Here is a 23113-nt window from a genome sequence, read left to right on the forward strand (position 1 = left end):
CGACGTACGAAAAATGAAAACGATGAAAACAAACCACCGTCCTTACCTCATTGCCGAGATCGGTTTCAACCACGAAGGAAGCATGGAGACGGCCAGGCGCATGATCCAAGCGGCCTCCCGGGCGGGGGCCGATGCCGTCAAGTTCCAGACCTTCCGGGCCGACGACCTCGCCCTGCCCTCCGCCCCCCACTACGAAATGATCAAACCGGCGGAGATGACGCGCGACGAGCTGCGCCGGCTGAAGGCCTGGGCTGATGAAGCGGCAGTGGACTTCCTGTCCACCCCGTTTTCGCGCGAGGCCGTGGAGTGGCTTGCGGGGTTAGGGGTAGCCGCCATCAAGGTGGCCTCGATGGACTGCACCAACACCCATCTGCTCGGCGCCATCGCCGCCACGGGATGCAGGATCCTGCTCTCCACCGGCATGGCCGGTCTCGACGAAATCGGCCGTACCCTCGACTTCCTGGACGCCCGGAAGAGCGGCGAGGTGGTGCTGCTGCACTGCATTTCCAACTATCCGGCCGCGCGCCATGAGCTGAACCTGGCCGCCATCCCTCTGCTGCGGCGGACCTTTGGCCGGCCGGTCGGTTATTCCGACCACCATCCCGACCCAAAGGCCTGTCTCACGGCCGCCATCCTGGGCGCCGAGGTCATCGAAACCCATTTCACCCTCGAACCCAACCGCCAGGACGGTGACCATGCCCACTCCCTGGGGCCGGATGCCCTGCAACGCCTCGGCGCCGACATCGCGGCAGCCGTGGAAATGCTCGGCAGCGAAGAAGCCTTCCTGACGCGACCCGACCGGCACAATGCGGCCACCTTCCGGCGGGGACTTTACGCCGCCCGCCCGCTGCATAAAGGCGAACGCCTGGCGGAACAGGACCTGCTGCTCTGCCGTCCCGCTTCGGAGTTCTCCCCCGCGGACCTCGCCTGGCTGACCGGCAAGGTACTGCGGCAGGAGGTGGCCCAGTACGTGGCGATCCGCCGCAACGACCTGATGATGGACGATGTCTGATTCCGACACAAAACAGGACATCCTGATCGTCGTGCAGTGCCGCTACAACTCGCGGCGCCTGCCCGGCAAGGCCTTGCTGGAACTGGCGGGGCGGCCCATGCTCGAGTTCCTGTTGCGCCGCTTAGGCCCGGCGGCCGCCCGGCCAGGGACCCTGCTGCTCCTGGCCACCACCGAGCAGAGGGCGGACGATGCGGTCACGGCAGTGGGCCGCGCCCTCGACGTTCCCGTGATTCGCGGCGCGACCGACGACCTGCTGGCCAGATACCGGCAATGCCTGGCGGCGTATCCAGCCAGGCAGGTGGTGCGGGTGACGGCCGACAACCCCTTGACCTGCCCGGCGATGCTCACCGCCTGCCTCGACTGGCTGCGGGACCACGATCCCGACTACCTGGCGGTTGACGGCATGCCGTACGGCACCGCCACCGACGTCTTCGCGGCCCGTACCATTGCCTGGATGTGCGAGCACGTTACCGAGGCGGCCGAGCGTGAACACATCAACCTGCATATCCTGAGAAATCCGGACAAATTTACCATACAGCAGCTGAAGGCACCAAAGGAGATATGCCGGCCCGAGCTGCGCCTGACAGTGGATACCGCCGAGGACTATGCGCACCTCGTCTCCCTTTTTGTCCCAGCCGACCCCTCGCCCTGGGCAATGCCGCTGACCGAGGCCATGCGCCGTCTGCAAATCCTGCATGCGCGGACGGAGATGGCAGGAGCCCAGCCATGATCTATCCGGCCATGAACACCCTGTGGTTCTGGTTCGACAAGGCGACGCGCCGTGCCCTGCATGGCGCGCCCGTTGATTGCGAACGGAAATTCGAGATACTGGTTGCCAAAGTCGGCTGGCAGGGCCTGGAAATATTCCTGACCCCGGCCCGATTGCATCCCCATCAGGGCTTCTCGCGCAACTTCGTCCGCGCCTTCCGCGCACTCGACTACCGCTCCGTGCATATCGGCGATGCGGACCCGGACTTCCTGGACGGCCGGCAGGCGGCCAGGGACCTGCAGCGGCTGCACGTCGTGCTGCAGGAACTGGAGACCCCCCGCATCATCCTGCATGCCCATCACCTGGAAAAAAACCGCGGCCGACGCGTCGCCCTGCTGCGGTATTGCCTGCCCGGCACCACCATCCTGATTGAAAACAACGGCTTCGACGCCGGCTGGGGCTATCGTCCAGAGGATTTGCTCGAACTTTTCCGCTCCTGTCCCGAGTTCGGCCTCTGCCTCGACATTACCCACGTGGCCGACTTTCAGGAGCTCTGCCTGGCGGCCTTTCTTGCGCACCCGCCCCTTGCCGGCCGCATCCAGGAGATGCACGTCAGCTACTCCACCCATTTGCTGGAGCAGGACCCTTATGCTGCAAGGGGCTATATGGGCTACAGCCCCTTCCACGCCCTGTTCTCCGTTATAGACGAGGCGCCCCCGCGGGAAGCTGTGGAACTGGCGCAAAGGGTTCCGGTAATACTCGAAGGCATTGTCCCTAAAGAAGATACGGATTGTATCTTCCTGGCCAGGGAGAAAGCCCTTTTCGCGGATCAAGGAGAAATACAATGAATGGGCCCCGCTTTCCTGTGTGGCGGCCTTTGCGCACCTGGATCGACGAGCCCTTCGGCGGCCATGTTCCCGGACAAGTTGCCATCCGAGTGGATGGAGCACGCCGTCCGGGCCTGTCCTTCGGCCATGTTGCCCGTTGCGTTATTTTAGCCGAGGCAATTCGAGCACGAGGGGGCGAATCGACCTTTCTGATGGCCGAGGATGAGGAGGGCATGCTGTTTGTGCGGCAGCGGGGATTTACGGTCCTGCCCTTGACCGGCCCGGCCAACCGCCTGGAAAACACGGCCCGCCTAGTCGACGACCTTGGCGCGCGATGGATAATCGTGGACCTGCCTTACCCGGAACTTGACATCCATGCCCTGGAGGCATGGAACGACTCCGGCGCCAGGGTGATTTTCATTGATGATGCCCGCTTTGTCTTCCCCCGAGTGACGGCCGTGCTGAACAGCAGCGTGCGGGCAGCGGCGGCGGCCCGCCTTGCGCCGGGCAATGGCGTACGGCTTTTTCTCGGCCCCGAGCACTTCATCCTGGGCAATGTGCCCGTGGCTCGCGGCCCGCGGGCTGCCGGCGATCCGAGTATCCTGCTGACCTTCGGCGGCTCGGATCCCACCCGATTGACCCCCCGAGTGGTCGCCGCGCTGGCCGCAGGGAACTGGGGCCTGGCCCGTTTCACGGTCGTGCTCGGCCCCGGCTACGGTGAGGCCGGCGAACTGTTGCGACTGACCGCCGGTGATGAGCGCTTCGATTTCGTCAGGGCGCCGGCCTGCCTGCTTACGGAAATGTTGCGCCATGATCTGCTGGTCTGTGCCGGGGGCAGGACCATGCAGGAATGCCTGGCCCTGGGGATGCCTTTTCTGCCCGTAGCCTCAACCCACAGCGAGGCGGAGGAAATCGCGGCTCTGGCCGAGCTGGGATGGGTGCAGCGCGGCCTCGGCATCTGGAACGCCGAGGCATTCACCGCAACGCTGGCCGGCTTCATTCTGGATGCGTACCCTTGTCGCGAACACTACCCTGCAGAACCTTGACCCATGCAATCCAAAACGATGACAACAACTCACATTGACATCAACGGTATCCGGATCGGCCCGGGCGAGCCCCCGTATTTTGTCGCGGAACTGGGCATCTGTCACGGAGGCGACCTGGAAGTGGCCCTGCAATTGGCCCGCCAGGCTGCGGCCGCTGGGGCGCCTTGCGTGAAAACCGAAACATTTCAAGCTGATCGGTTGGTCGGCGACCCTGCCCTGACCACGTCTTACGTCATAAACGGAGAAACGCGAACTGAACTCCTTGCCGAACACATGAGCAGATTTCAGCTGAGTTTCAACCAGCACCACGCGATCAAAAAGGAGTGCGACCGGCTGGGAGTAAGTTTCATGGCCACGGCCCACGATGCGGAGTCCGTCGAATTTCTCAAAGATATCGGCGCCGCCGCAGTCAAGGCGGCTTCACCCGATCTCATCCATATTCCCCTGTTGCGCTGCATGGCCGCTTCGGGCCTGGCCGTTTTTCTCGACACGGGCAGCGCCCATCTGCACGAGATAGTGCAGGCCGTTTCGACCTTGCGCGGCGCCGGGGCGCAGCGGATCGTGGTCAACCACAACCCGGCCGGCCACCCGGCAGCGGCGCACCGGCACGATTTGCGACAGATCCCGCGCCTCATGCAGATCCTGGGGGTGCCGGTGGGCATATCGGACCACTATGAAGGCTACGACATGCTGCCGGCAGCCACCGCGCTCGGCGCCTGCGCGCTCGAAAAACCGATTTCCGAGGATCGGTTCGTGCAGGAGCCGGAACGCAACTGGTCCATCTCCATTGCCGATCTGCCCGAGCAATTGCAACGTATCCGGGAGGTCTATCTGGCCCTGCAGCCCATGGACACACTGCATTTGACGCCGGAACAGGAACAGTACCGGCTCCGCAACCGGATGTCTCTGGTGGCGGCAAAAGACCTTGCGCCGGGAGATCCGATCGACCTGCAGCACGTGGACTTTGCCCGGCCCCGCCAAGGCATCGGCGTGGAGCACTGGGATGCCGTGCACGGACGACTGCTGCGCAGGGCTAAACCCGCCAGGTCTTTTATCGACTGGAGTGATCTGGAGTAAGCCCATGCCGGAAAACTGTCTGTGCGTCATCGGCGCCCGCGCCAACTCCCAAAGGCTTCCGGGAAAGAACAAACGAAAGCTTAGCGGCAAACCGCTTTACGCCATAACCATTGAGGCGGCCCTGGCCTCCGGTGTTTTCAGCCGGGTACTCTGCAGCACCGACGACGCGGAGATCATCGCCGGTCTCAAGGACTATCCGGTCCAGATCCACCCCCGGCCGGATGACCTGGCGCGCGGCGACGTCATTTTTACCGAGGTGCTCGGCAGCATTCTCCGCCACCCGCAATACGGCGGCAACGAGGCAGCGGTCTGCGTCCTTACGCCATGCCATCCCTTTCGCGGAGCAAACCATATCCGCGAGGCATATACCCTCTTCCGGCAACGGAGGGTCGCCTCCCTGGCGAGCCTGACCCGTTATCCCTGCCCGCCCTCCCTGGCAATGACCTTGCAGGACGGTCTTATCGTCAATCCTCCAGAGGGACGGATAGAAAAAGGCACGTCAGGACCGGCCTATTATCCCGACGGCGCCATTATCTTTGTCGACCGGCAACGATTCCTGGCCGCAAATCGCTTTTACATGCGGGAAACGGCGGGCTACGTCCTGGCTTGGCCTTACGGTCTGGACATCGACGAGGCCGAAGACCTGGCATTGGCCAGACGGCTGGCCGGCTGCTTTCCGGCCCGACCATGAACGCTGCCGGCATCCAATCACCAAACGAAACGGCGATGGACGGTAATGCCGCAGGCGCCCTGCTCCGCCAAGTCTGGGACCTCAACTGCCAGAAGGTGGCCAGGCTGCACGGAAGCGCGCTTATGGTGCGGACGGCCGAGGGACACTACGTTCTCAAACGTCATGCCGAGCACTGCACCCCCAACCGCGATGGTCTGGCAAGAATCTATGCAGCCGTCAGTGCCGCCGGCCTTTCCCCAGCCATGGTTACCTTGCCGAACGGCGGTGTCTTCTGGGAAGGGGGCGGTTGCCTATACTCGCTTCAGGTGCATGGCGTTTCATGCGCAAAGGCGCCGACCCCTGCGGCAACGGGAGAGTGGCTTGCGCGGTTGCATGACTGTCTGGCCGCGGTTGAGGGGGCGCCGGTTGCCAATCACCTGGATCGACTTGTACCCGATGTACCGCAAGGCGCTGACGAATACTGCCTCACCGAGGCGACCCCCTTTCTCGGGGAGGCGGAATCCTTGCACAGACACCGCCAACCGGTTCATGGCGATCTGCACCGCGGCAACCTGCTGTTCACCGCAAAAGCCCCTTTGGCCATCGACTTCGACTCCGCAACCGGCAGCCACCCCGCGCTGGACGTGGGATTTGCCGCCTACCGCCTGTTCGGCGCCGACCCCGATGCCTTCCGCGGCGTTGCCCTGGCATACACAAAGAGCAGGCCGGAAGCGGGAGTCTCGCCCAGAACCGCTGCGCTGATGCTGCTGCACGCCGTGGTGCAACGGATTGTGTTCATTCTTCGCACTGCCGCGAAAGGGGATGGTCAATGGCTCTACGACCTGGACAGGCAGCAACGGTATCATCGGGACGCCCTGAGTCTCGTCAACCACTCGCAACGCTGCAGCATGTAATCGCTTTCAAAAAACAGTAATGACAAAAAAAACCCGGATAGTTTTCTGCCAGGGGCCGATACAGCTTCTCAACTGCATCGCGCTGCTGGAATGCCGTAAAACGCTCTGCCCCGCGGAGGCGCATACCGATTATCTTCTGCTTGGCGGTATGTGCTCGCAGGACAAAACGGCCGGCATCGTCCACGCGGCCCAAAGCATTGCCACGCTCTGGCCCTGGGAAAAAATCGTCGATCTCTCTGCTGACGAAACTTCGATCTGCCAACAGTATCGAAACGCGCCACGCAAGGCGGAAGGGATGCTGCGGGAGATATGCGGTTTGCCCGGCGCTGACGAGGTCTTCACGCAACGTAACTGGCAGCCCGTCAACGAGGTTCTCCTCAACGCCTACCGGGATGCTTATCACGTTTGCACAGGCGACGGCCTCGGCATCGTCGATTTTTCTTTTACCGACTATTTCGTGCCGTACCACGAAGTCAACACCTTCCTCTCCATTTTCCACAACAACTTCCGGGAAAATACCGCTAAAACAGGGAAAAAACCGCTGCTCCGGATATTCGACAGGCAACACCTGCTTGCCGCAATCGACAGGTATATCGCGGTCTCCGCCGAATACCGAGGAACGCTCCCCACCACCCGTCCGGAGGCAGCGATACTGCTGCTTACCAGCAACTTAAGCGAGGCGGAATTTGCGCCCCTTGCGAGCGAAATCGACCTGTACGTCAACCTCGTTGCCGCCGTGTACCGGGGCGAGGAGGTTGTCGTCAAGCCGCACCCCAGGGAACGGAGCGACAAGGCCGACATGGTGGCCAACGCGCTTAGGGAGCGGCTGGGCGCCCAGGTGCACTGCATCGAACATCCCCTGCTTCGTTCGCTGCCGGTGGAAATACTTTTACGGCAGTATCGTTTCAGGCACTTTCTGGGGCTGCAGACGAGCGCCATGCGCAACGCCCTTTTCTTATACGGCAAGGAGCCGGATCGATTCTGCTTCTCGCGGGAAATACTGCCTTTCTATTACCCAGGGGTCCGTAATTATCTCGGAAATCTTTTCCGCATGGAAAAAATCATCCAGAAAAGGATCGCCACCTGGGACGGCAAGAGCATCCTGTTCGACACCCGGATAGACAAACGCAGCCGCGCCGATTACCAGATATTCCTGCAGGGGGAGCGGCTGGCACGGCAAGGGAAGCGCAAGGAGGCCTCCGAATGTTTTCGAAAAGCGAACGAAATCGACTCGAATTTCGCATTGCCCTACTTCGGACAGGGGCTCCTCGACCTGGAGGAGGGCGAACCCGGCCAAGCAATACGCAATCTGCGGAAGGCATACGAGTGCAATCCGAGCAATGCCGGCCTGGTCTTCGACCTTTACCATACCATGGTCAAGGCGGCAGGAAACGAGGAGGCGGAAACCATGCTCGACGATTTCTTTGCCAGTCCGCACCCCGCCATCGATGCCCCGAATATCTTCCTGCGCCTTTTTACGGAAGCGACTCCTTCCTTGCAAGATGCGGCCACTGAAGCGCGCCTGGACACGGATTGCCTCTTCGACCTCTTGGAATCCTGGGCCGAAAAGAACATTTCGGCGGAACAACCGGAAGGACGCTTTCTCCGGCAATTGATGGGGACCGCCATCGGTTCTGCGCTCCGACGTCGCTTCCACCATCTCCGTCCCACCTGTAAAGAGTTCCCCGGCAACCACGTTGTCATTCTCTCGGATGGCTCGGTGACCACCTGCTGCATGGATTGGCGCGGCAGCAACACCTTTGCCTCCCTCTACGAAAAACCGCTGGAAAAGATATGGAAGGAGGAGGTGCGGGCCGCGCTTCGCGGCGATCTGTACGATTTCGAATTGTGCTCCCAATGCGTCGGCTCGGCCCGCACGCCGCAGCTGACCGCCGACACGGCCACACGGCAGGCATGGCGCCGGACGGAGGAAGGCTTTCCCGATTCCCTGACCATCGAGGTGATGGGGGCGTGCAATTACGCCTGCTGCCCGGCCCGGGAGGTCGGCACGCTGCGGCCGGTAAAACCGGATCTGGGCCTGATATTCGCACATATCGAGAGCATGCTGCCCGGAATTCGCCGTCTGCGTCTTTTCAACTGGGGAGAGCCGTTACTCCATGACGGTCTGGCCGACTTCATAACCCAATGCCGCAAAGCGAGCCCAAAGATCGTCCTTCTCGTTTCTTCCAACGGCATCTTGCTCGACGAGGCCATGGCCAGATGTTTCGTCAACAACCGGGTTGAGCACCTGGTCATCTCGGCGCACGGCGCGCCCGGCACGGAAAGCATGCTCAGGTATTCGAAAAAAAATGCCGATTACGACAAAGTGCTCGGCAATGTCCGCCGCTTGCTCGATATCCGCAACAAGTCGAATGCCGTCTATCCCAAGGTATCCCTGCGGGCCATCCTTTTTTCGTGGAACGACTCCGAGGAGGCCATGGGGCGGTTCAGAAGGGACGCGGCGAGCCTCGGCCTCTCCGCTGCAAACGGCCACCCCGACCACGACAATTATCACTGGATTCTCGACAGCGGCGGTCTGGGCAAAAACGCGTCCAAACGTTTTTATCGAGGTTCCGGGGAACTGGAACGGTTAATAAACGATAAAGAATTTTTTGCTCCCAAGGCATCGTAAGCCGTCGCATGCACTACCGAGCTGAAATGCCGCCCATGGCCCCCCAAGTGTGTATATCCAACACCAACCATAGGAAATAGCATGAAAATCGGAGCTCTCGTGCCGGCCCGGCTCAACTCATTGCGTTTGCCGCGCAAGAACATACTGCCGCTTGCCGGAAAACCTCTCGTCAATTGGACCATCGATGTCCTGCTGGAAAGCGACTGTTTCGCGGATATCACGCTCTCCACCGAAAGCGAAGAGATCGCCGATGTGGTCAGGAGCCATTATCCGGAGAGCGCCGTAAAAATTCTCTTTCGCCCCGAAGGGCTTGCCCGGCACGACAGCCCGATGCGGGAAGTGATCAGGCATTATCTGCAAAATCGGCCGGCAATCGACTGGCTGGGTATTTTTCTGCCGACTTTCCCCTTCCGCACGGCGGCGCAGATCCGGAAAGCAAGCAACGCCATTCATACCCTGGCCCCCATCCGCGTCACCTCGGTGACCAGAGAGGAGACCTTTTCCCGTGATTTTTATTACGAGAGCAAGGAGGGCTTCCGCCATTTTTTCCGCGATCACGGCATATTCTGTCGCCACAGTTCGGGATGTTACACCTTCCACCACCGTGACTTTACGGACGGCGAATGGAGCCGGTACAACCTGGCGATGAACGAAAGAAACTATCGCCTGCAGGTCGACGCCAGAGAGAATACCGATGTCGATACCCAGGAAGACTTCGAGCTGTCCAAACGCCTTACGTCGGTGCGTGAAATCGAGCCACGGCCACTTGTGCTCCACGAAGCCGGGCCATGGTTCGTCTCCCTGCCAAAGGGAGTCCCGCTCGAAGACTTTCTGGCCTTTATAGGCCCCGCCCGGCTCGCCGACCCCGGCCAACCGCTCCTGATCCTCGAAAAAGCGCCACAGCCGGTTTTTCAGTTCCGGTTTTACGAATCCTCGCCAATGCGAAAATATCTTGCCTGCCAAACGGCGGAACGTCTTATGCGCCCAAGCGAATTAGTCGTCAAAACACAAAACATGCAACTTCTGCCAACGACTTACAGGCAGAACGAATCGTACAGACTGACCGCGAAAGCCCCGAACGGAGCCACGCAGATCGAACCCGTATCCAAGGAAGCCATGCTGCACATTCCCGCCACGGACACGGAAGAGGCCATTGCCCATGATCGCGTCATCTTCATGGAAGAGCTGAGGAAACAGCAATTTTATCTGGATCCCTTTCTCTTGACGTAAGATGCCCCTCATCAATATCTATCATTGCTGTATCCAAAAAAGCGCGAGTCAATGGTTCCTGCAACTGCTGCGGGACGACAGCGTCAAGCGCGCCTGCTCCCTGGAGGTTTTCTCGCCGCACCTGGATTTCACCATAACCACCGAAAATCGCGAACTTTTGAGGCGCGGATTTCCCGGCAATGCGATCGTCTCGCCGCTCTACATCCCATACGAAGAGTTCCTGATCTTGCCAAAACCGCCTGAATGGAAGGCCTTCTATGTTGTTCGGGACCCAAGGGATATCCTGATATCCTGGTATTTTTCAGTAAAATGTTCGCATGTCCTGAACAATGCCTTTCTCCGTGAAACGAATCGACTCCTGCGGGCGCTCTCGCTCCGGCAGGGATTGGACTATATGATCGCCAACATCGAAGGGTTGCACCGGGAAATGTATGCCGCCATGCACGGATGGCTGGCCGCCGGCGAAAACGAAAAAGTGCTGCTGGTCAGGTATGAGGACGCCACCGGCGACGCGCAGTTGGAGACAATGGAGCGGCTCTTCGATCATCTGGGTATCGGGTTGTCGCGAGCAAGCCTCACTTCCCTTTTGCGGAAATACTCCTTCGCGCGAATGAGCCGGGGCCGGGAAAGAGGCGACGAGGATGCGGGTTCCCATTACCGCAAGGGGCTGCCCGGTGACTGGAAAAAATATCTGCACGCTTCGCAGCAGCAGGCAGTGCGGGGAAAGCTACAGGGCATCTTGACCGGCTATGGTTACGAATACAGTGCTGATAACGGGCTCTAACGGTTTTATCGGCAGCAGCCTGCTTGCGAGATTCGGCAAACTGGGCAAAACGGTAGCTCTGGACTGCGGACCGGTCGATATGACAGGCCTTGCCGCCCATTACGTTTCGATGCGTCTTCCTCATCCGGGGATAAAGCAAGTGATGGCGCATTTCAAACCGCGGACGATCGTCCACTGCGCCGGCACGGCCTCCGTCCCCCAGGCCATCGCCCATCCGGACGCCGACTTCCGTTCCGGCCCAGAAACCGTCTTTCAGTTACTTGACGCCATACGCCAAAGCGGCATAGAAACCACCTTCATCTTTCCTTCCAGCGCCGCTGTGTACGGCAACCCACGGCAACTGCCGATAGAGGAAGATGCCGCCACCGCTCCCATTTCCCCGTACGGATACCACAAACTGATCTGCGAAAAGATCATTGAAGAGCACCAGCAACTCTACAACATTTCTGCCGTTATCCTCCGGATTTTCTCCTGTTACGGCGAAGGATTGCAAAAACAACTGCTGTGGGACCTGTGCCGCAAGATGCACACCGGCAAACTCGAACTTTTCGGCACCGGTGAGGAAACGCGCGACTTCGTCCACATCCGCGACCTTGTCCGTGTCATCGAGCTGGTTACGGAAAGAACCGAAAAAAATCTTATCCTGAATGTCGCGAGCGGCCGGCAAAGCTCCATACGCCAAGTCGTTGACCTTGTCCTGCGCGCTTTCGGCAGCGACGTCCAGCCCGTTTTCAACAATATCGCACGGGCCGGCGACCCGACTCACTGGGCAGCCGATATCACCAGACTGACGGAACTCGGTTTTCGGGCCGAGGTTACCCTACCGGACGGCATTTCCCAATACGTCCGATGGTTCAAAAAGGCCCATGCTCCCGCCTGAACGGATGCGCATAGGCTTTCCCGTCGTCGGCGACCGCAGCTGGATCGGCGGGGTCAACTACATCCTCCACCTTATCAAGGCGGTCTCGTCGCTTCCTGCGGCCGAGAAGCCGGAAAGTTATCTCATGTTCCGCAAGTGTTTCGCGACCTCGGAGACGATAGCGCTGTACCGGGAGGTCTTCCCGCATCTGAGGGGTTTACTTTATTACGGGCCGGAGCCGGAGCTCGGCCGCTTGCTCGGCAGTCAGGTCCATGTCCGCCCCGACATCGAGAGCGCCTTCGATCTTATCGATTTCGTTTTTCCGGTCATCTACGACGCCGCGGACTATCCCTCGGCATCATGGATTCCCGATTTTCAACACAAGTTCATGCCGGAACTCTTTACCACCGGGGAAATAGCCTACCGTGACGGCTGTTTTGCGAAAATCGCGGCCCATGCATCCTTCGCGGTCTTCAGCAGCCGCGCCGCGGCAAAGGATTTCAGACATTTTTACCCGGATTCCGCAGCCGTAAGCCAGGTCCTCCACTTTCGCTCCCTGCCCGAAGAGAAGTGGTTCGACGAAAATCCCCGCTCAGTTTGCGCGAAATACGGTCTGCCGTCGCAGTTTATCATGTGCTGCAATCAATTTTGGGCCCACAAGGATCACCATACCCTTTTCAGCGCCCTGGCCAGAATGAAAGCGCAGGGCCATCCGGTGTCGCTTGTCTGCACCGGCCCGACGGTTGACCACCGCCAAAAGGCCACGGCATATTTCGCGGAGTTACAGCAAACAGTCGAGGAGTTACAAATCAGCGATCAGGTCAGGATCCTGGGGCTTATCGACCGTTTCGAGCAGATCCAGCTGTTAAGGGCCAGCCGGGCGGTCGTGCAGCCATCTCTCTTCGAGGGGTGGAGTTCGGTCGTAGAGGATTGCCGCGCACTCGGCAAATGCATTTTTCTCTCGGACATCGAGGTGCATTGTGAGCAGCAGCCGCAACCGGCCTTTTTCTTCCGGGCCGGCGATGCTGCCGATCTTGCGGGGCTCCTGGCCAGGGAGCTGCCCGGATTAACGCCCTCGCTCTGCCACCAGCTGGAGGAAAAGGCCCTCAAGGGACTTGCGGATGAGCGGGAAAAATTGGGCCGCGCCATCGTACGTCTTGCAAAAGAAGGTATCGGCATCCATACGCGAACGAAAGGGCAGAGCCCCACTGCGGCATCGCCTTCATGAAAATCTTCACCAGCCTGGCGCCACACAACCTTCCCAGACAGCAGCTCGCGGTACACAGTTGGCTTCGAGCCGGCTTCATTCCTTACTCGCTGAACATCGGAGAGGAAATCAGGCTGCTGGAAGACAGCTTCCGGGATGTGCGGTTCCTTGAGGTGCACGACGAACAGACCACTATCGCCTACCTGGGGAAGGCGTTTGTCAATATCGACGCGTTTTTTGCCCATATTCTTCGTCATGGCGAAAACGAGGTGTGCGGCATCGTCAACGCCGACATAATCATCGACCCTCCCTTCGACCTCCACGATATTCTCATCAAGGAGGCCGCTGGCGGGCTCGTTTTCGGCAACCGCATCGACATTCATGCCCCGGAAGAGAGAAATGGCGAACTCTTCGGGCTTGGCTTCGACTACTTCTTCCTGGACAGCAATCTGGCCGCCTGCTATCCGGCCTCGAAATTCAGCATGGGCAAGCCCTTCTGGGATTATTGGCTGCCGATTGTGCCCTTACGAAAAAAACTTGGACAAGTAAAGTGGTTACGCACACCGATAGCCTTTCACCAAAACCACCCGACGTGCTGGAACAGGGAAGATTACATCTTTTTTTGCTTTGAAATGGCGAAGTCGCTCCAGATGGCGGATTTTGCCGGCGCGACGCCGGGAAATCGACAGGCTGCAGACGCGGAAACGCTTCGGAGATGCAGCGCCGCGGCGGATAAGCTGCTCGAAGAGATCCGGCTGTCGGCCCTTTCCCTGTCCGCAGCGCCTGCTCAGTCCGATTTTTTCACGGCAAAGGCGACCCCATAGCCTAAATCCGAAAACTCATAGGAGGAAAAATTCGCGAGCGATTTCACTTCTCTTTGCCAGACCGCGCGGAGATAGGCATGGGCAGGATGAACAATATCGTCGAACACCACCACGCCGCCGATGCGGAGTCTTGGCAGCACAACCTGCAGGTCTTGCGCGGCGCCCTCTTCGGAATGGTCGCCATCGACGGTTATCATATCGAAATAGGCCTCGGCATTGTCCGTAAAAAACCGGGGCACCGCCTGATGCGAATCCCCCGAGACAAGGGTGAGTTTCCCTGAAAATCCGACCCTGGCGAGTTCGGCGGCAACAAAATCCGGCCCGGGATTTTCCATGCCGGCATAGTCCTTCTGCCACAGGTCGAACCCGACTAACGAGGCCTGCGGTCTGGCGGCGGCAACCATGGCCATGCTTCTTCCCCTGCGCACGCCGATTTCGAGATAATCGCGCAGTTCAAAAAGTTCCGCAAGACTGAAAAGCACAGTGCAGATGTCGGCGTACTTCCATCTCGCCCCGTACCGATCCATGCCTCTGGCGAGGAAATCGACAAGAAACAGGGAATACGCGTCGGGAGAAAGCCGTTTCAGGGTCTCGCCCACCGTGAGGTACACCTTGGCATCGAAAATGTACTCCGTCAAGGTCTGGGCGCCCGCCAGGGCGGGTTGGTAAAATTGCTGTCCGGTATACCCGGATACATTGCAGGGAACGACTCTGTTTTCTTTCATCGTGTTTATTTTCGGAAAAGTGTCTACGGGAGAAGACAGCGCCGCATGCGCGTCTAAGATACCTTTTTGTCCATCAGCGAGGAAAAAACGTTTCCAATAAACGTACTCGAAAAATGAAGCGAACGAAACACATCAAAAAGATTCTGTGCATTATCAAGCCGTAAAAGTGCTCCAGAAAAGAACATAAATGAAGCTGCAAAATACCAAAAGCCCAATAATTAATGCCGTCCAGAAATTTCTGTGATGGAGGCATAGGTTGATGTTTGCGCATCTATTTATGGCATTGTGTCGGTATCCGATTACCCCAGAAATTCAGCCTGAATACGTGAGCGCGGCCCTGCATATCGACAAATTGGCTAAAGAGTGGCGGAAATCCCCTTTTTGCTTCTTTTTTTTGATTAGTTATCACTCGAAATCAATGTACATTTCTCTTTTATCATGTTTTCATCCCCTTTAGCGCATCCATTAGTCACCATCGTCATCCCCACCTTCAACCAGGCCCGCTATCTGCCGGCCTGTGTGGATCACTGCCTCTTTCAGAGCTACCCGGACCTGGAAATCATCATTGTGGACGGCGGCTCAAACGACGGCACCAAAGAGTATCTGGCCGGCCTCAAAAACAAAATCGCCTCCCAGCAGATGGAGCCGGTGAGCCACCTCGCTGAAAATGACGAAATCATCCGGACGCCTGTTCGTGTCTATCCCCAGAACAGAAAACTGGAAATTATCACCTTTGCAAAGGACATCGGCGCCACGCGAACGTATAACGAAGGGTTGGGCAAAGCGACGGGAAAATACTGCACCTATGTGGTCGGGGACGACCTCCCCCACCCGCACATGATTGAAGAGATGGCGCACATCCTCGAAAACCATGACACGGATTTTGTGTACTCGGACATGAACCTGGTCGACGACAGCGGCTGCATTGTCCGCCAGATGCGGCAACCCGACTATGACTTCAGGAGATGCCTGGCCGACTGGTTTCATCTCGGGGTGAGCAAGCTCTACCGGACCGAACTACATGAAAAGGTGGGGCTGATGGACGAAGGCTACACAGCGGCCAACGACTACGATCATTATCTGCGTTTTGCCATGGCCGGCTGCCGTTTTTACCACCTTCCCAGGGTGCTTTATTCCATCCGCTGGCATGGTCCGGAAAGAAAAACCGGCCAGCACAGCCCGAGCCGTTATGAAATCCTGCTGGAAGAGTCCAGACAGTGCGCCGGAAGGGCACGAACCTTTCTTCAAGAACATCGGCCGGCTCCGGAGCGGTAAACGTGTCAGTCAACATCCCTCTTTTCATTCTCGGCCATCCCCGCTCCGGCACCACCGCCCTGGCGCAACTGCTCAACACGGTGCCGGAAGTTGCCTGTTTATACCAGGAGGGAAATCTGCTCTATCGACTCTGGCAGACCCTGCAGCGGATCGACGTGCTGAACGAGCCCGTCTGCGACCTGCTCATGGATTTCAGCGTAACCGCCCGGCACAACCTGGTAAACCGGGTCCCCAAAAAGGACGCCCGAAAACTTCTTTTCCCGCAAGACGCCATTGAACAGCTTGAGCAAACCTACCGGCACGGACTTCAAACATCACATGACCCGCAAGAGATATACGCCCAAGTCTCCACGGCGTTTTTTACGCTCTTTGCGCGAAACGCCAAGGCCAGAATCGTCGGTGACAAGGTGCCTGATTTCATCCTTATTCCCGAGCACATTACCGCCCCGCACCCCGACAGCCGGGTTATTTTCATTGCCAGGGATCCCAGGGCGGTCGTACATTCGACCCTTCGGTTCAACAAGCAGTGTCTTCACCTTTTTGCCGCGCCAAGCGCCTTTGCCATGGCCGTGTCCTTTTGCCTCAAGCAAAAGGGCCTCAACCGTTTTTTTGCCGATTTTGCCGGCGACAGACTTCTTTGCCTCGATCAGGAAGAACTTCGCACCTCACCGCAGGCTGTTGCCCGCAAAGCAGCCGCCTTTCTGTCAACCCCCGTTCCGCCAGGCAAAACCAGCGGAATTCCTGCCCCAGAAACAAAAAACCGGCAAACAGAGATGGCGCCGAAAGATAAACAGGCCGTAACCGCCGTGGCTTGCGCCTTCGGCGTTTTGGACGCGAAACGGAAAACTCCGGGAAAATGGCGGGAAAAGGCCGAAGGCATGCATGAGCTCTCCTGCTGCCCCGCTCAGAGTATTCCGCAATGTGTCCGGCAGGCGGCAACATTTTTCCGCGAATCAGCTGCCGAAAAAAATGAGCTTGGCCATACCCTGGTCCAACTTGCCGATTACTCGCATAAACGTGCCGATTTTCACCGGGCGTCATCACTTTTCCGGCAGGCCGTTGCCGTTATACCGCAAGATCCCGTGGCCTGGTATAAGTACGGCACCCTCTGTTATGATATGAAACAATACGACAAGGCCCTGTTCTGCGCGGAACAAAGCGGCAAACATTGCCCCAACACCGCATATTATGGCTTTCTGCAAGCCAAAAACCATTATTTGGCCGGTATGACGGAACGACTCATGGGCAGCACCCAAAAGGCTGAACGTGCCTTTCGCGCCGCCCTCAAGACCAAGCCGGACTTCAGCCTGCCCTTGAAAATGCTGGACATCCTTCAATCTCAAAAGGCCAACCCACTATGAACGAGGCACATCCGACTCTTCTACAGCACAATATCTCCCTGCTGCAGCAACACAGGCCTGAGTTGCTTGCTCTTGCCGTTCCCGTCGACCAGTCCGCCGGTTTTACCGTTATCGTGTCTGACGACGGCAAGCCGAATATTGAGGCCCCCCATCCGCTGACCCATGTTGCGGACCTTGTGCATGACCCCCTTCATGTTGCGAAGAGTTTCAGCAGTCTGCTTGAACTTCTTGCAAAAGAACAAGACGCTCTTGTTTTTCTGGTGGGCATGGGCCTTGGCTACGAGGCAACGCTGCTGGTAAGCAGCTATCCTCATTTCCGTTTCGTCATACTTGAGCCGAACGCGGAACTTTTCTCCGCTGCCCTCAAAGCGGCTGACCTCGCTCCGGTACTGGCAAATCCCCATGTTGCCCTGCGGGTGGGAAATAAAATAAACATCCCCCAGCTTCTTCGAGAGCAAGACGATGCCCTGCGCGCCCTGCCCATGCACCTGGTTGGTCATCGGAAACTGCTGGAGCTTTTTCCCGGCACATACAACCCGATCTACTCCAGGTTGCAGGCTGAGCTGCTCAACTTCAAGGGAAAACTGCAGACCATTGTCAAACAGGGGCCCCTTCTTTTTCACAACACCGTGGCAAATGTGCCCCGGTTGAGCGAGTCGGTGCATGTGCTGGCCCTGAAAAATATCGCCCAGGGGTTGCCCGCGGTCTGCGTGGCCGCTGGGCCCTCGCTGACAAAAAACGTATCCCTGCTTCACGGGCAGGAAAACCGGGTCTTTATTATCGCCGTTGACAGCGCCGCCAAGATTTTGCTCGATCACGGCATCACCCCCCACCTCATCGTGACCATCGATCCCATTCCGGCCGGCATGACCAAACTGCGGCATGTTATCGCCGGTCATGGGAACATCCCGCTGGCCTATACGCCGGAGGCATTTCCGGAAACGGTACAGGGCTTTCAAAACGGGCCCAAATTTGTGATTCCCGGAGTCAATGATCTTTTCCGCCTCTATCTGGCGCCGCTTCTTGATCAGGACGAAACTTTTCCTCACATGATTTCCGTCATGCACGCAGCCACCCAGCTTGCAACGGTTGCTGGTTGCAACCCCTTCATTTTCATCGGTCTCGACCTGGCCTTGGCAGACGGGCAAGACCATGCGCAAGGTTGCCCGGTTTCCTGGAAAAATTTTACCCGGGAAGAAAAGATCAAAATCCCCGGCTGGCATGGAGGGGAGGTCGAGACCGTTGCCGTTCTCAAGAACCAGCTCCTCGCCCTGCAGGACATTATCAGCCGGAACAGTGAGAGCCGCTTTATCGACGCTACCGAAGGCGGTGCCTTGATTCCAGGAACCGAAATTATGACCCTGCACGAAGCCCTTGGCAAATATGCCGACAAGCAGATGTCCTTTGCCGTGGTCATTGAAAATATCTTTCGAAAGGCGGTGAAACCGTCTTGGGAGGCAACGGAATATGCGCTGCGCGATCTGCTCAAAGCGGTGAAATCAAGCCGGAAAACTGCACAAAACGGCCTGCGAAGCGGCCAGGAGGCGACGAAAGAATGGAAGTTTTCCAAAATCCCGAACAAAAGAAGCCTGGCCTTAAAGAAATTCAAAAAAAACGTTATTGCCTCTGGCGCGTCATTTGACAAACTGACGGGATCGTCCGAGATCATCAACGCCCTTTATCCACTCCGTGCCGAAGCGCACCATGAATTCATCTATGCCCGGGAAAAATTCACCGAATCGGCCCCGAAAAAAACCCCGGAACAGCGTGTCCTTGAGGAACTTGAACACAACATTGCATATTTTTCCTCCTGGTTTGCCACAACAAAGGATGCCGAAACAATAATCACCCCCGTCCTGAAAGAACTGGCCGCTCACGGCGCCAAGGGAGAAAAAACAAACACATGACACGCGGATCCCAACGAAAAAGAGCTTTTATCACCGGGATTACCGGTCAGGACGGCAGCTATCTGGCCGAGCTTCTTCTCGCCAAGGGCTACACGGTTTACGGGCTTGTTCGCCGGGTGGCCTTCGAGGATGCGGCCCATAGAATGCACAGGATCGCCCACCTGCTTGAGCGGATGGAACTCATCCCCGGCTCCCTGGAAAGCTTTCCCAGTCTCTATAACGCCATTCGAAAAACCAAGCCGGATGAAGTATACCATCTGGCAGCGCAGAGTTACGTCAGCGCCAGTTTTGAAGATGAATTTTCCACAATGAACGCCAATATCAACGGCACCCACAATATACTGGCCGCCTGCCGTGACCTGGTACCGCAGGCCCGCTTCTACTTTGCCGGTTCCAGCGAAATGTTCGGACGTCCCACCCAGGTTCCCCAAAACGAGAACACCCCTTTTGATCCGCGCTCGGCCTACGGCATTTCCAAGGTTGCGGGCTTTCATCTCACCAAAAATTATCGTGAAACGTATAATTTTTTTGCTTGCAGCGGTATTCTCTATAACCACGAATCACCGCGCCGCGGATTTGAATTCGTCACTCGCAAAATCACTTCCCATGTGGCCAAGATAAAAAAAGGTCTGACGGACAGATTGGAACTTGGCAATCTTGATTCCCGGCGCGATTGGGGGCATGCCCGAAAATATATGGAAGCCGTGTGGTTGATGCTGCAGCAACCCGAACCGAAAGATTACGTCATCTGTTCCGGCAAAACTCACACCGTACGGGAATTCTGCAAAATCGCCTTTGATTATGTTGGTCTCGATTACCGCGATTATGTCCATTCGGTACAGAAATTTTACCGGGCGGATTCCGGGGGAAAAATACTTATCGGTGACCCGGGCCAGGCAGAAAATCATTTAGGCTGGCGCTATGATTTCCCTTTGGAAAAACTGGTCCATGAAATGGTAGACCACGATCTTTCCATTGTCCGGCCAAGAGAAGGAGACAAGGCGGTTGAGCGATTTCTTCCCTTATGACGTCACTCCGCGGCAACAATGGAGACCCTGAAAACACAACTTGTTGTTATCGGCGCCGGGTTGGCCGGGATTACGGCGGCACTGACGTCACAAAATAAAATTAAGGATATTGTCCTTATCAACAAAGGCGAAATTTTCGCCAGCGGTTCTACCTTTCGTAACCGCAATCATTGCTGGGGTATTACCTATGCCGGCAATGACGGGGAGAAAGATATCCTGTATGATACGATCAGGAAAATCAGCAAAGGGACAAACACGGCCCGGCTGAGCCGCATTCTGGTTGAAGAATCCCAGCAGGCCTTTCAGCTTTTAACGGACTGGGGAACATCTTTTCGGCGCGACGCAAAAGGGTCGATCAACCGGATACGTCCTTGCTTCTGCGAGCAGCCGCTTGCGGCAATTATTACCTCAACGGAAAAATTCGCCCACCGTCTGGCAAAACGTCTGGCAACGAGCAAAATTCGTGCTCTGGGAAAAACCGTAGCCAGCCAATTACTTCTGGAACACGACAGAATCACGAGCCTTATTGCGGAATCAGCAGGGCGCGAGATAAAAATTTCCTGCCGGGCGATTATCCTGGCATGCGGGGGAGGAGCAGCCTCTTTTCACCCGAACATCGTCGATCCCGGCCTTACCGGTGACGGATACACACTCCTCCGGCAGCTCGGCGTCAAACTTCACAACATGCAGTTTGTGCAAGCAGTATGGGAAGATGTTTCCCCTGAAGCGCCACGTTTCCAGCTTGGCTGTTTTGCCGACGGAAACCATGTTTTTTTTGATCGGCACAACAAAGAAATTCCCCTTCCCCCGCCTGCCACGCAACTCAGCAAATCCCGTCTTGGTCACGTGTCGATCAGTAATCTCCAGGCCGATCATCAATTTGATGCGCCTCTTCTGACCGCCGCCGAAAAATCCCCCATAAAAGTGGTTCGGATTACAACAAACGAGACCATCAACACTCTTCTCCCCCACATACAGGTATGTAACGGCGGGGTGCTCGTCACGGAGCATGGAGAAACAGGCGTAAACGGTCTTTTCGCGGCCGGAGAAATAACCACCGGCATGCATGGCGGTGACAGGATTGGCGGTATAATGATAGCGAATTGCCTCGTCTTCGGCAAACGAGCGGCTGATGCCGCCATCCGCTATCTGTCATGAGAGACGGCCTTCCCCCTTCTTGTCGTCGACAACCAAAGATATATCGGCAGCAACATGTTATTCCGCCGCATCGTCGGCGGTTGCTTCCTCCGAGTCAATCTTTCTGCCGAATATCCAGACCGCAACAATGCTGATCTCATAAAGAATAACCAGCGGCACGGCCATGAGCAGCTGATTGACCACATCCGGCGTCGGGGTGAGGATGGCGGCGATAACAAAGGAGAGGAGAAAGGCGTATTTTCTGTTGCGGTTCAGGAAAGGCCGGTCAACAATGCCCAGTTTGGCCAGCAGCACCATGAACACCGGCAATTCGAAAACAACCCCGAAGGCGATGAGCAGACGCAGGCTCAGGGCAAAATACTCCTTGACCGTGGGCAGGGCGGAAAGAAAATCAGTGGTGTAGCCCATGAGAAAACGGAAGGCCGGCGGGAAGACGACATAATAACCGAAAGCGGCGCCGCCGAGGAAACAAACCGAGGAAAGCAGGGTAAAGGGGATAATCACCCGTTTTTCATGCTGATACAGACCGGGGGCGACAAAGGCCCATAGCTGCCAGAAAATAACCGGGCTGGCCAGGAGAATGCCGCTCACCAGGGCTAATTTCAGATAAAAAAAAAGCCCTCCTGGTACGAAGTGAAGATGAGGCTTGAATTTTCCGGCAACACCTCAAAAAGAGGCCGGACAAACCAGGCGCCGATATCCTGAACAAAGGCATAGGAGACGGCGAAACCGACAAAAATGCCGATAACCGACCGGATCAGGCTGCTGCGCAGATCACGCAGATGCTCGGTCAGCGCCTGTTTTTCAAATGTATCCATTGGAACCTGCCGATAAAAGAAATGGTTACGGAATTGACGACGCAAATTTTCCAAACGCCACTATAGCCCCAGGGAACAGGGTGGTCAAGAAAACATCCGCGGCAGGAGTTGAAATCAAAACAAAAAAACGGTATGTAAGACCATGCTGACCCCACAACAACAAGAACTCTGCCGCTCCGGCCTGGAGCGGCTGCACAGGCCGATCCTTCCCCTGGTGCGCCTTGCCGGCATGCTTTATCTGACCGGCCCCTTTGCCGATCTCGAAGCGCTGCTTGCCGAACTGGCAGAACCCGTGGAAACCGGCGGCGTCTTTTATCAGGATCCGCGCAGCCTGCTTGCGCCCTACCTTGAGGCAATGCGTCCTTTTGAACGCCTGAAGAATCCCCGGGAGCCCGCCCGGATCATTGTCGATGCCAACCTGCAGGCCGCCGATCAATTCACCGCACTCGACGGCTGGGTGAGCCAGAATGTGCTGACCCGGGAACTGGAAGAAATCAACAGTCTGCTCTGCGGTCCCTGCAAGTGCACCCTTTGCTGCACCGGGCCGGCGCCAGGCGCTGCTCAGGATTTTTTCGAGATCCCGGTCACGGAAGACGAGATCTCGCTTTTTCCCCTGGACAGGATTGACACCCCGGAAAGCCGCCGGGCAGCCCCGGAGGAGGAACCTCCCCTGGAAAACGATGGTACGCCCTTTTACCGGCAACCAATCGCGCTCTATCACTGGCATACGGGCTGGAGCATGATCCTGCCCCGGCAGAGCCGGTGCCCCCATCTTGATCCCGCAAGCGGCGGTTGCCGTATTTATCCGCGACGGCCCGATGTCTGCCGCAGACCGCAGATTTTCCCCTACATGCTTGAACGAAACCCTGAGCTTGACCGGGAATACGACGACCGCCTGCTTCCCGCCTTTGTCATGCGCGGCAAACTCCTGGCGGTCTGGGACTGCCCCTATGTCCGGCAGTTTCAGCAAGAGATCGGCACCTATGCGCAACGATGCGGACTGGAGCCGATATTTAAAGAAAATAAAGCATAATGGTGTGGCTGAAAATC

At 57.4% G+C, this 23113-nt stretch carries 22 protein-coding genes; 19 read left to right on the forward strand and 3 right to left on the reverse strand.

Features of this window, described 5'->3' with window-relative positions; translation table 11 throughout:
* Positions 1-22: 22 nt before the first annotated feature.
* The 13 genes from BM485_03100 to BM485_03160 all read left to right on the forward strand — a co-directional run bounded on the left by BM485_03100 (position 23) and on the right by BM485_03160 (position 13791).
* On the forward strand, positions 23-1012 hold the full coding sequence (locus BM485_03100; GenBank protein OKY76254.1) for a hypothetical protein: 990 nt from the start codon (positions 23-25) through the stop codon (positions 1010-1012).
* Complete coding sequence (locus tag BM485_03105) at positions 1005-1742, forward strand: hypothetical protein (GenBank protein OKY76255.1); 738 nt, start codon at positions 1005-1007, stop codon at positions 1740-1742. The genes BM485_03100 and BM485_03105 overlap by 8 nt, the downstream gene beginning before the upstream one ends.
* Positions 1739-2569: a hypothetical protein gene (locus BM485_03110; protein OKY76256.1), complete on the forward strand. Its 831-nt coding sequence runs from the start codon at positions 1739-1741 to the stop codon at positions 2567-2569. Before BM485_03105 ends, BM485_03110 begins: the two co-directional genes overlap by 4 nt.
* Entirely contained in the window at positions 2566-3594 is a 1029-nt protein-coding gene (locus tag BM485_03115) for a hypothetical protein (protein OKY76257.1), read from the forward strand. Before BM485_03110 ends, BM485_03115 begins: the two co-directional genes overlap by 4 nt.
* 3 nt (positions 3595-3597) lie before the next feature.
* Positions 3598-4671, forward strand: a complete 1074-nt coding sequence (locus tag BM485_03120; GenBank protein ID OKY76258.1) for a hypothetical protein — start codon at positions 3598-3600, stop codon at positions 4669-4671.
* Positions 4672-4675: 4 nt separating this feature from the next.
* Positions 4676-5362 (forward strand): hypothetical protein, encoded by a 687-nt coding sequence (locus tag BM485_03125; GenBank protein ID OKY76259.1) that lies wholly within the window; start codon positions 4676-4678, stop codon positions 5360-5362.
* The gene (locus BM485_03130; protein ID OKY76260.1) at positions 5359-6255 is read left to right on the forward strand and encodes a hypothetical protein; all 897 of its coding nucleotides are present in this window, start codon (positions 5359-5361) and stop codon (positions 6253-6255) included. Before BM485_03125 ends, BM485_03130 begins: the two co-directional genes overlap by 4 nt.
* Before the next feature lie 19 nt (positions 6256-6274).
* Positions 6275-8887, forward strand: a complete 2613-nt coding sequence (locus BM485_03135; GenBank protein OKY76261.1) for a hypothetical protein — start codon at positions 6275-6277, stop codon at positions 8885-8887.
* A gap of 81 nt (positions 8888-8968) precedes the next feature.
* Positions 8969-10117, forward strand: coding sequence for a hypothetical protein (locus BM485_03140; GenBank protein OKY76262.1), 1149 nt, complete (start codon positions 8969-8971; stop codon positions 10115-10117).
* Position 10118: 1 nt separating this feature from the next.
* Positions 10119-10901 (forward strand): hypothetical protein, encoded by a 783-nt coding sequence (locus BM485_03145; protein ID OKY76263.1) that lies wholly within the window; start codon positions 10119-10121, stop codon positions 10899-10901.
* Positions 10867-11781, forward strand: a complete 915-nt coding sequence (locus BM485_03150; protein OKY76264.1) for a hypothetical protein — start codon at positions 10867-10869, stop codon at positions 11779-11781. Before BM485_03145 ends, BM485_03150 begins: the two co-directional genes overlap by 35 nt.
* A complete protein-coding gene (locus BM485_03155) occupies positions 11768-12988 on the forward strand; it encodes a hypothetical protein (protein OKY76265.1) in 1221 nt (406 codons plus the stop codon). Before BM485_03150 ends, BM485_03155 begins: the two co-directional genes overlap by 14 nt.
* Positions 12985-13791, forward strand: coding sequence for a hypothetical protein (locus BM485_03160; protein ID OKY76266.1), 807 nt, complete (start codon positions 12985-12987; stop codon positions 13789-13791). Before BM485_03155 ends, BM485_03160 begins: the two co-directional genes overlap by 4 nt.
* On the opposite strand, the gene BM485_03165 is transcribed toward BM485_03160, so the two are convergent.
* Positions 13755-14516, reverse strand: a complete 762-nt coding sequence (locus BM485_03165; protein OKY76267.1) for a glycosyltransferase — start codon at positions 14514-14516, stop codon at positions 13755-13757. The genes BM485_03160 and BM485_03165 overlap by 37 nt on opposite strands.
* Before the next feature lie 438 nt (positions 14517-14954).
* Here BM485_03165 and BM485_03170 point away from each other — a divergent pair, with 438 nt between their 5' ends.
* From BM485_03170 to BM485_03190, 5 genes are read left to right on the forward strand one after another with little or no spacing between them, the layout of a single operon-like run.
* Positions 14955-15791, forward strand: a complete 837-nt coding sequence (locus BM485_03170; protein ID OKY76268.1) for a glycosyl transferase — start codon at positions 14955-14957, stop codon at positions 15789-15791.
* A 2-nt stretch (positions 15792-15793) separates the two neighbouring features.
* Positions 15794-17152 (forward strand): hypothetical protein, encoded by a 1359-nt coding sequence (locus BM485_03175; protein OKY76269.1) that lies wholly within the window; start codon positions 15794-15796, stop codon positions 17150-17152.
* A complete protein-coding gene (locus BM485_03180; protein ID OKY76270.1) occupies positions 17149-19059 on the forward strand; it encodes a hypothetical protein in 1911 nt (636 codons plus the stop codon). Before BM485_03175 ends, BM485_03180 begins: the two co-directional genes overlap by 4 nt.
* Positions 19056-20087, forward strand: a complete 1032-nt coding sequence (locus tag BM485_03185; protein ID OKY76271.1) for a GDP-mannose 4,6-dehydratase — start codon at positions 19056-19058, stop codon at positions 20085-20087. Before BM485_03180 ends, BM485_03185 begins: the two co-directional genes overlap by 4 nt.
* Positions 20088-20105: 18 nt before the next feature.
* Positions 20106-21245, forward strand: a complete 1140-nt coding sequence (locus BM485_03190) for a hypothetical protein (GenBank protein OKY76272.1) — start codon at positions 20106-20108, stop codon at positions 21243-21245.
* Positions 21246-21302: 57 nt separating this feature from the next.
* Here the strand turns inward: BM485_03190 and BM485_03195 are convergent, their stop codons facing one another.
* Together BM485_03195 and BM485_03200 are read right to left on the reverse strand one after the other, a co-directional pair.
* The gene (locus BM485_03195; GenBank protein OKY76597.1) at positions 21303-21821 is read right to left on the reverse strand and encodes a twin arginine-targeting protein translocase TatC; all 519 of its coding nucleotides are present in this window, start codon (positions 21819-21821) and stop codon (positions 21303-21305) included.
* 26 nt (positions 21822-21847) lie between these two features.
* Positions 21848-22063, reverse strand: coding sequence for a preprotein translocase (locus BM485_03200; GenBank protein ID OKY76273.1), 216 nt, complete (start codon positions 22061-22063; stop codon positions 21848-21850).
* Between the two features lie 142 nt (positions 22064-22205).
* Here BM485_03200 and BM485_03205 point away from each other — a divergent pair, with 142 nt between their 5' ends.
* Positions 22206-23096: a hypothetical protein gene (locus BM485_03205; protein OKY76274.1), complete on the forward strand. Its 891-nt coding sequence runs from the start codon at positions 22206-22208 to the stop codon at positions 23094-23096.
* Positions 23097-23113: the final 17 nt, after the last annotated feature.

The organism is Desulfobulbaceae bacterium DB1, from assembly GCA_001914235.1.
Classification (GTDB): Bacteria; Desulfobacterota; Desulfobulbia; order Desulfobulbales; family SURF-16; genus DB1.

What these genes read in the sequence shown, in the direction of transcription:
- BM485_03205 (OKY76274.1), top strand. Translation starts at nt 22,206, where the DNA reads ATGCTGACCCCACAACAACAAGAACTCTGCCGCTCCGGCCTGGAGCGG.
- BM485_03115 (OKY76257.1), top strand. Translation starts at nt 2,566, where the DNA reads ATGAATGGGCCCCGCTTTCCTGTGTGGCGGCCTTTGCGCACCTGGATC.
- BM485_03140 (OKY76262.1), top strand. Translation starts at nt 8,969, where the DNA reads ATGAAAATCGGAGCTCTCGTGCCGGCCCGGCTCAACTCATTGCGTTTG.
- BM485_03110 (OKY76256.1), top strand. Translation starts at nt 1,739, where the DNA reads ATGATCTATCCGGCCATGAACACCCTGTGGTTCTGGTTCGACAAGGCG.
- BM485_03185 (OKY76271.1), top strand. Translation starts at nt 19,056, where the DNA reads ATGACACGCGGATCCCAACGAAAAAGAGCTTTTATCACCGGGATTACC.
- BM485_03200 (OKY76273.1), bottom strand. Translation starts at nt 22,063, where the DNA reads ATGGATACATTTGAAAAACAGGCGCTGACCGAGCATCTGCGTGATCTG.
- BM485_03130 (OKY76260.1), top strand. Translation starts at nt 5,359, where the DNA reads ATGAACGCTGCCGGCATCCAATCACCAAACGAAACGGCGATGGACGGT.
- BM485_03105 (OKY76255.1), top strand. Translation starts at nt 1,005, where the DNA reads ATGTCTGATTCCGACACAAAACAGGACATCCTGATCGTCGTGCAGTGC.
- BM485_03145 (OKY76263.1), top strand. Translation starts at nt 10,119, where the DNA reads ATGCCCCTCATCAATATCTATCATTGCTGTATCCAAAAAAGCGCGAGT.
- BM485_03150 (OKY76264.1), top strand. Translation starts at nt 10,867, where the DNA reads ATGGTTACGAATACAGTGCTGATAACGGGCTCTAACGGTTTTATCGGC.
- BM485_03120 (OKY76258.1), top strand. Translation starts at nt 3,598, where the DNA reads ATGCAATCCAAAACGATGACAACAACTCACATTGACATCAACGGTATC.
- BM485_03180 (OKY76270.1), top strand. Translation starts at nt 17,149, where the DNA reads ATGAACGAGGCACATCCGACTCTTCTACAGCACAATATCTCCCTGCTG.
- BM485_03190 (OKY76272.1), top strand. Translation starts at nt 20,106, where the DNA reads ATGGAGACCCTGAAAACACAACTTGTTGTTATCGGCGCCGGGTTGGCC.
- BM485_03155 (OKY76265.1), top strand. Translation starts at nt 11,768, where the DNA reads ATGCTCCCGCCTGAACGGATGCGCATAGGCTTTCCCGTCGTCGGCGAC.
- BM485_03160 (OKY76266.1), top strand. Translation starts at nt 12,985, where the DNA reads ATGAAAATCTTCACCAGCCTGGCGCCACACAACCTTCCCAGACAGCAG.
- BM485_03100 (OKY76254.1), top strand. Translation starts at nt 23, where the DNA reads ATGAAAACAAACCACCGTCCTTACCTCATTGCCGAGATCGGTTTCAAC.
- BM485_03165 (OKY76267.1), bottom strand. Translation starts at nt 14,516, where the DNA reads ATGAAAGAAAACAGAGTCGTTCCCTGCAATGTATCCGGGTATACCGGA.
- BM485_03135 (OKY76261.1), top strand. Translation starts at nt 6,275, where the DNA reads ATGACAAAAAAAACCCGGATAGTTTTCTGCCAGGGGCCGATACAGCTT.
- BM485_03170 (OKY76268.1), top strand. Translation starts at nt 14,955, where the DNA reads ATGTTTTCATCCCCTTTAGCGCATCCATTAGTCACCATCGTCATCCCC.
- BM485_03125 (OKY76259.1), top strand. Translation starts at nt 4,676, where the DNA reads ATGCCGGAAAACTGTCTGTGCGTCATCGGCGCCCGCGCCAACTCCCAA.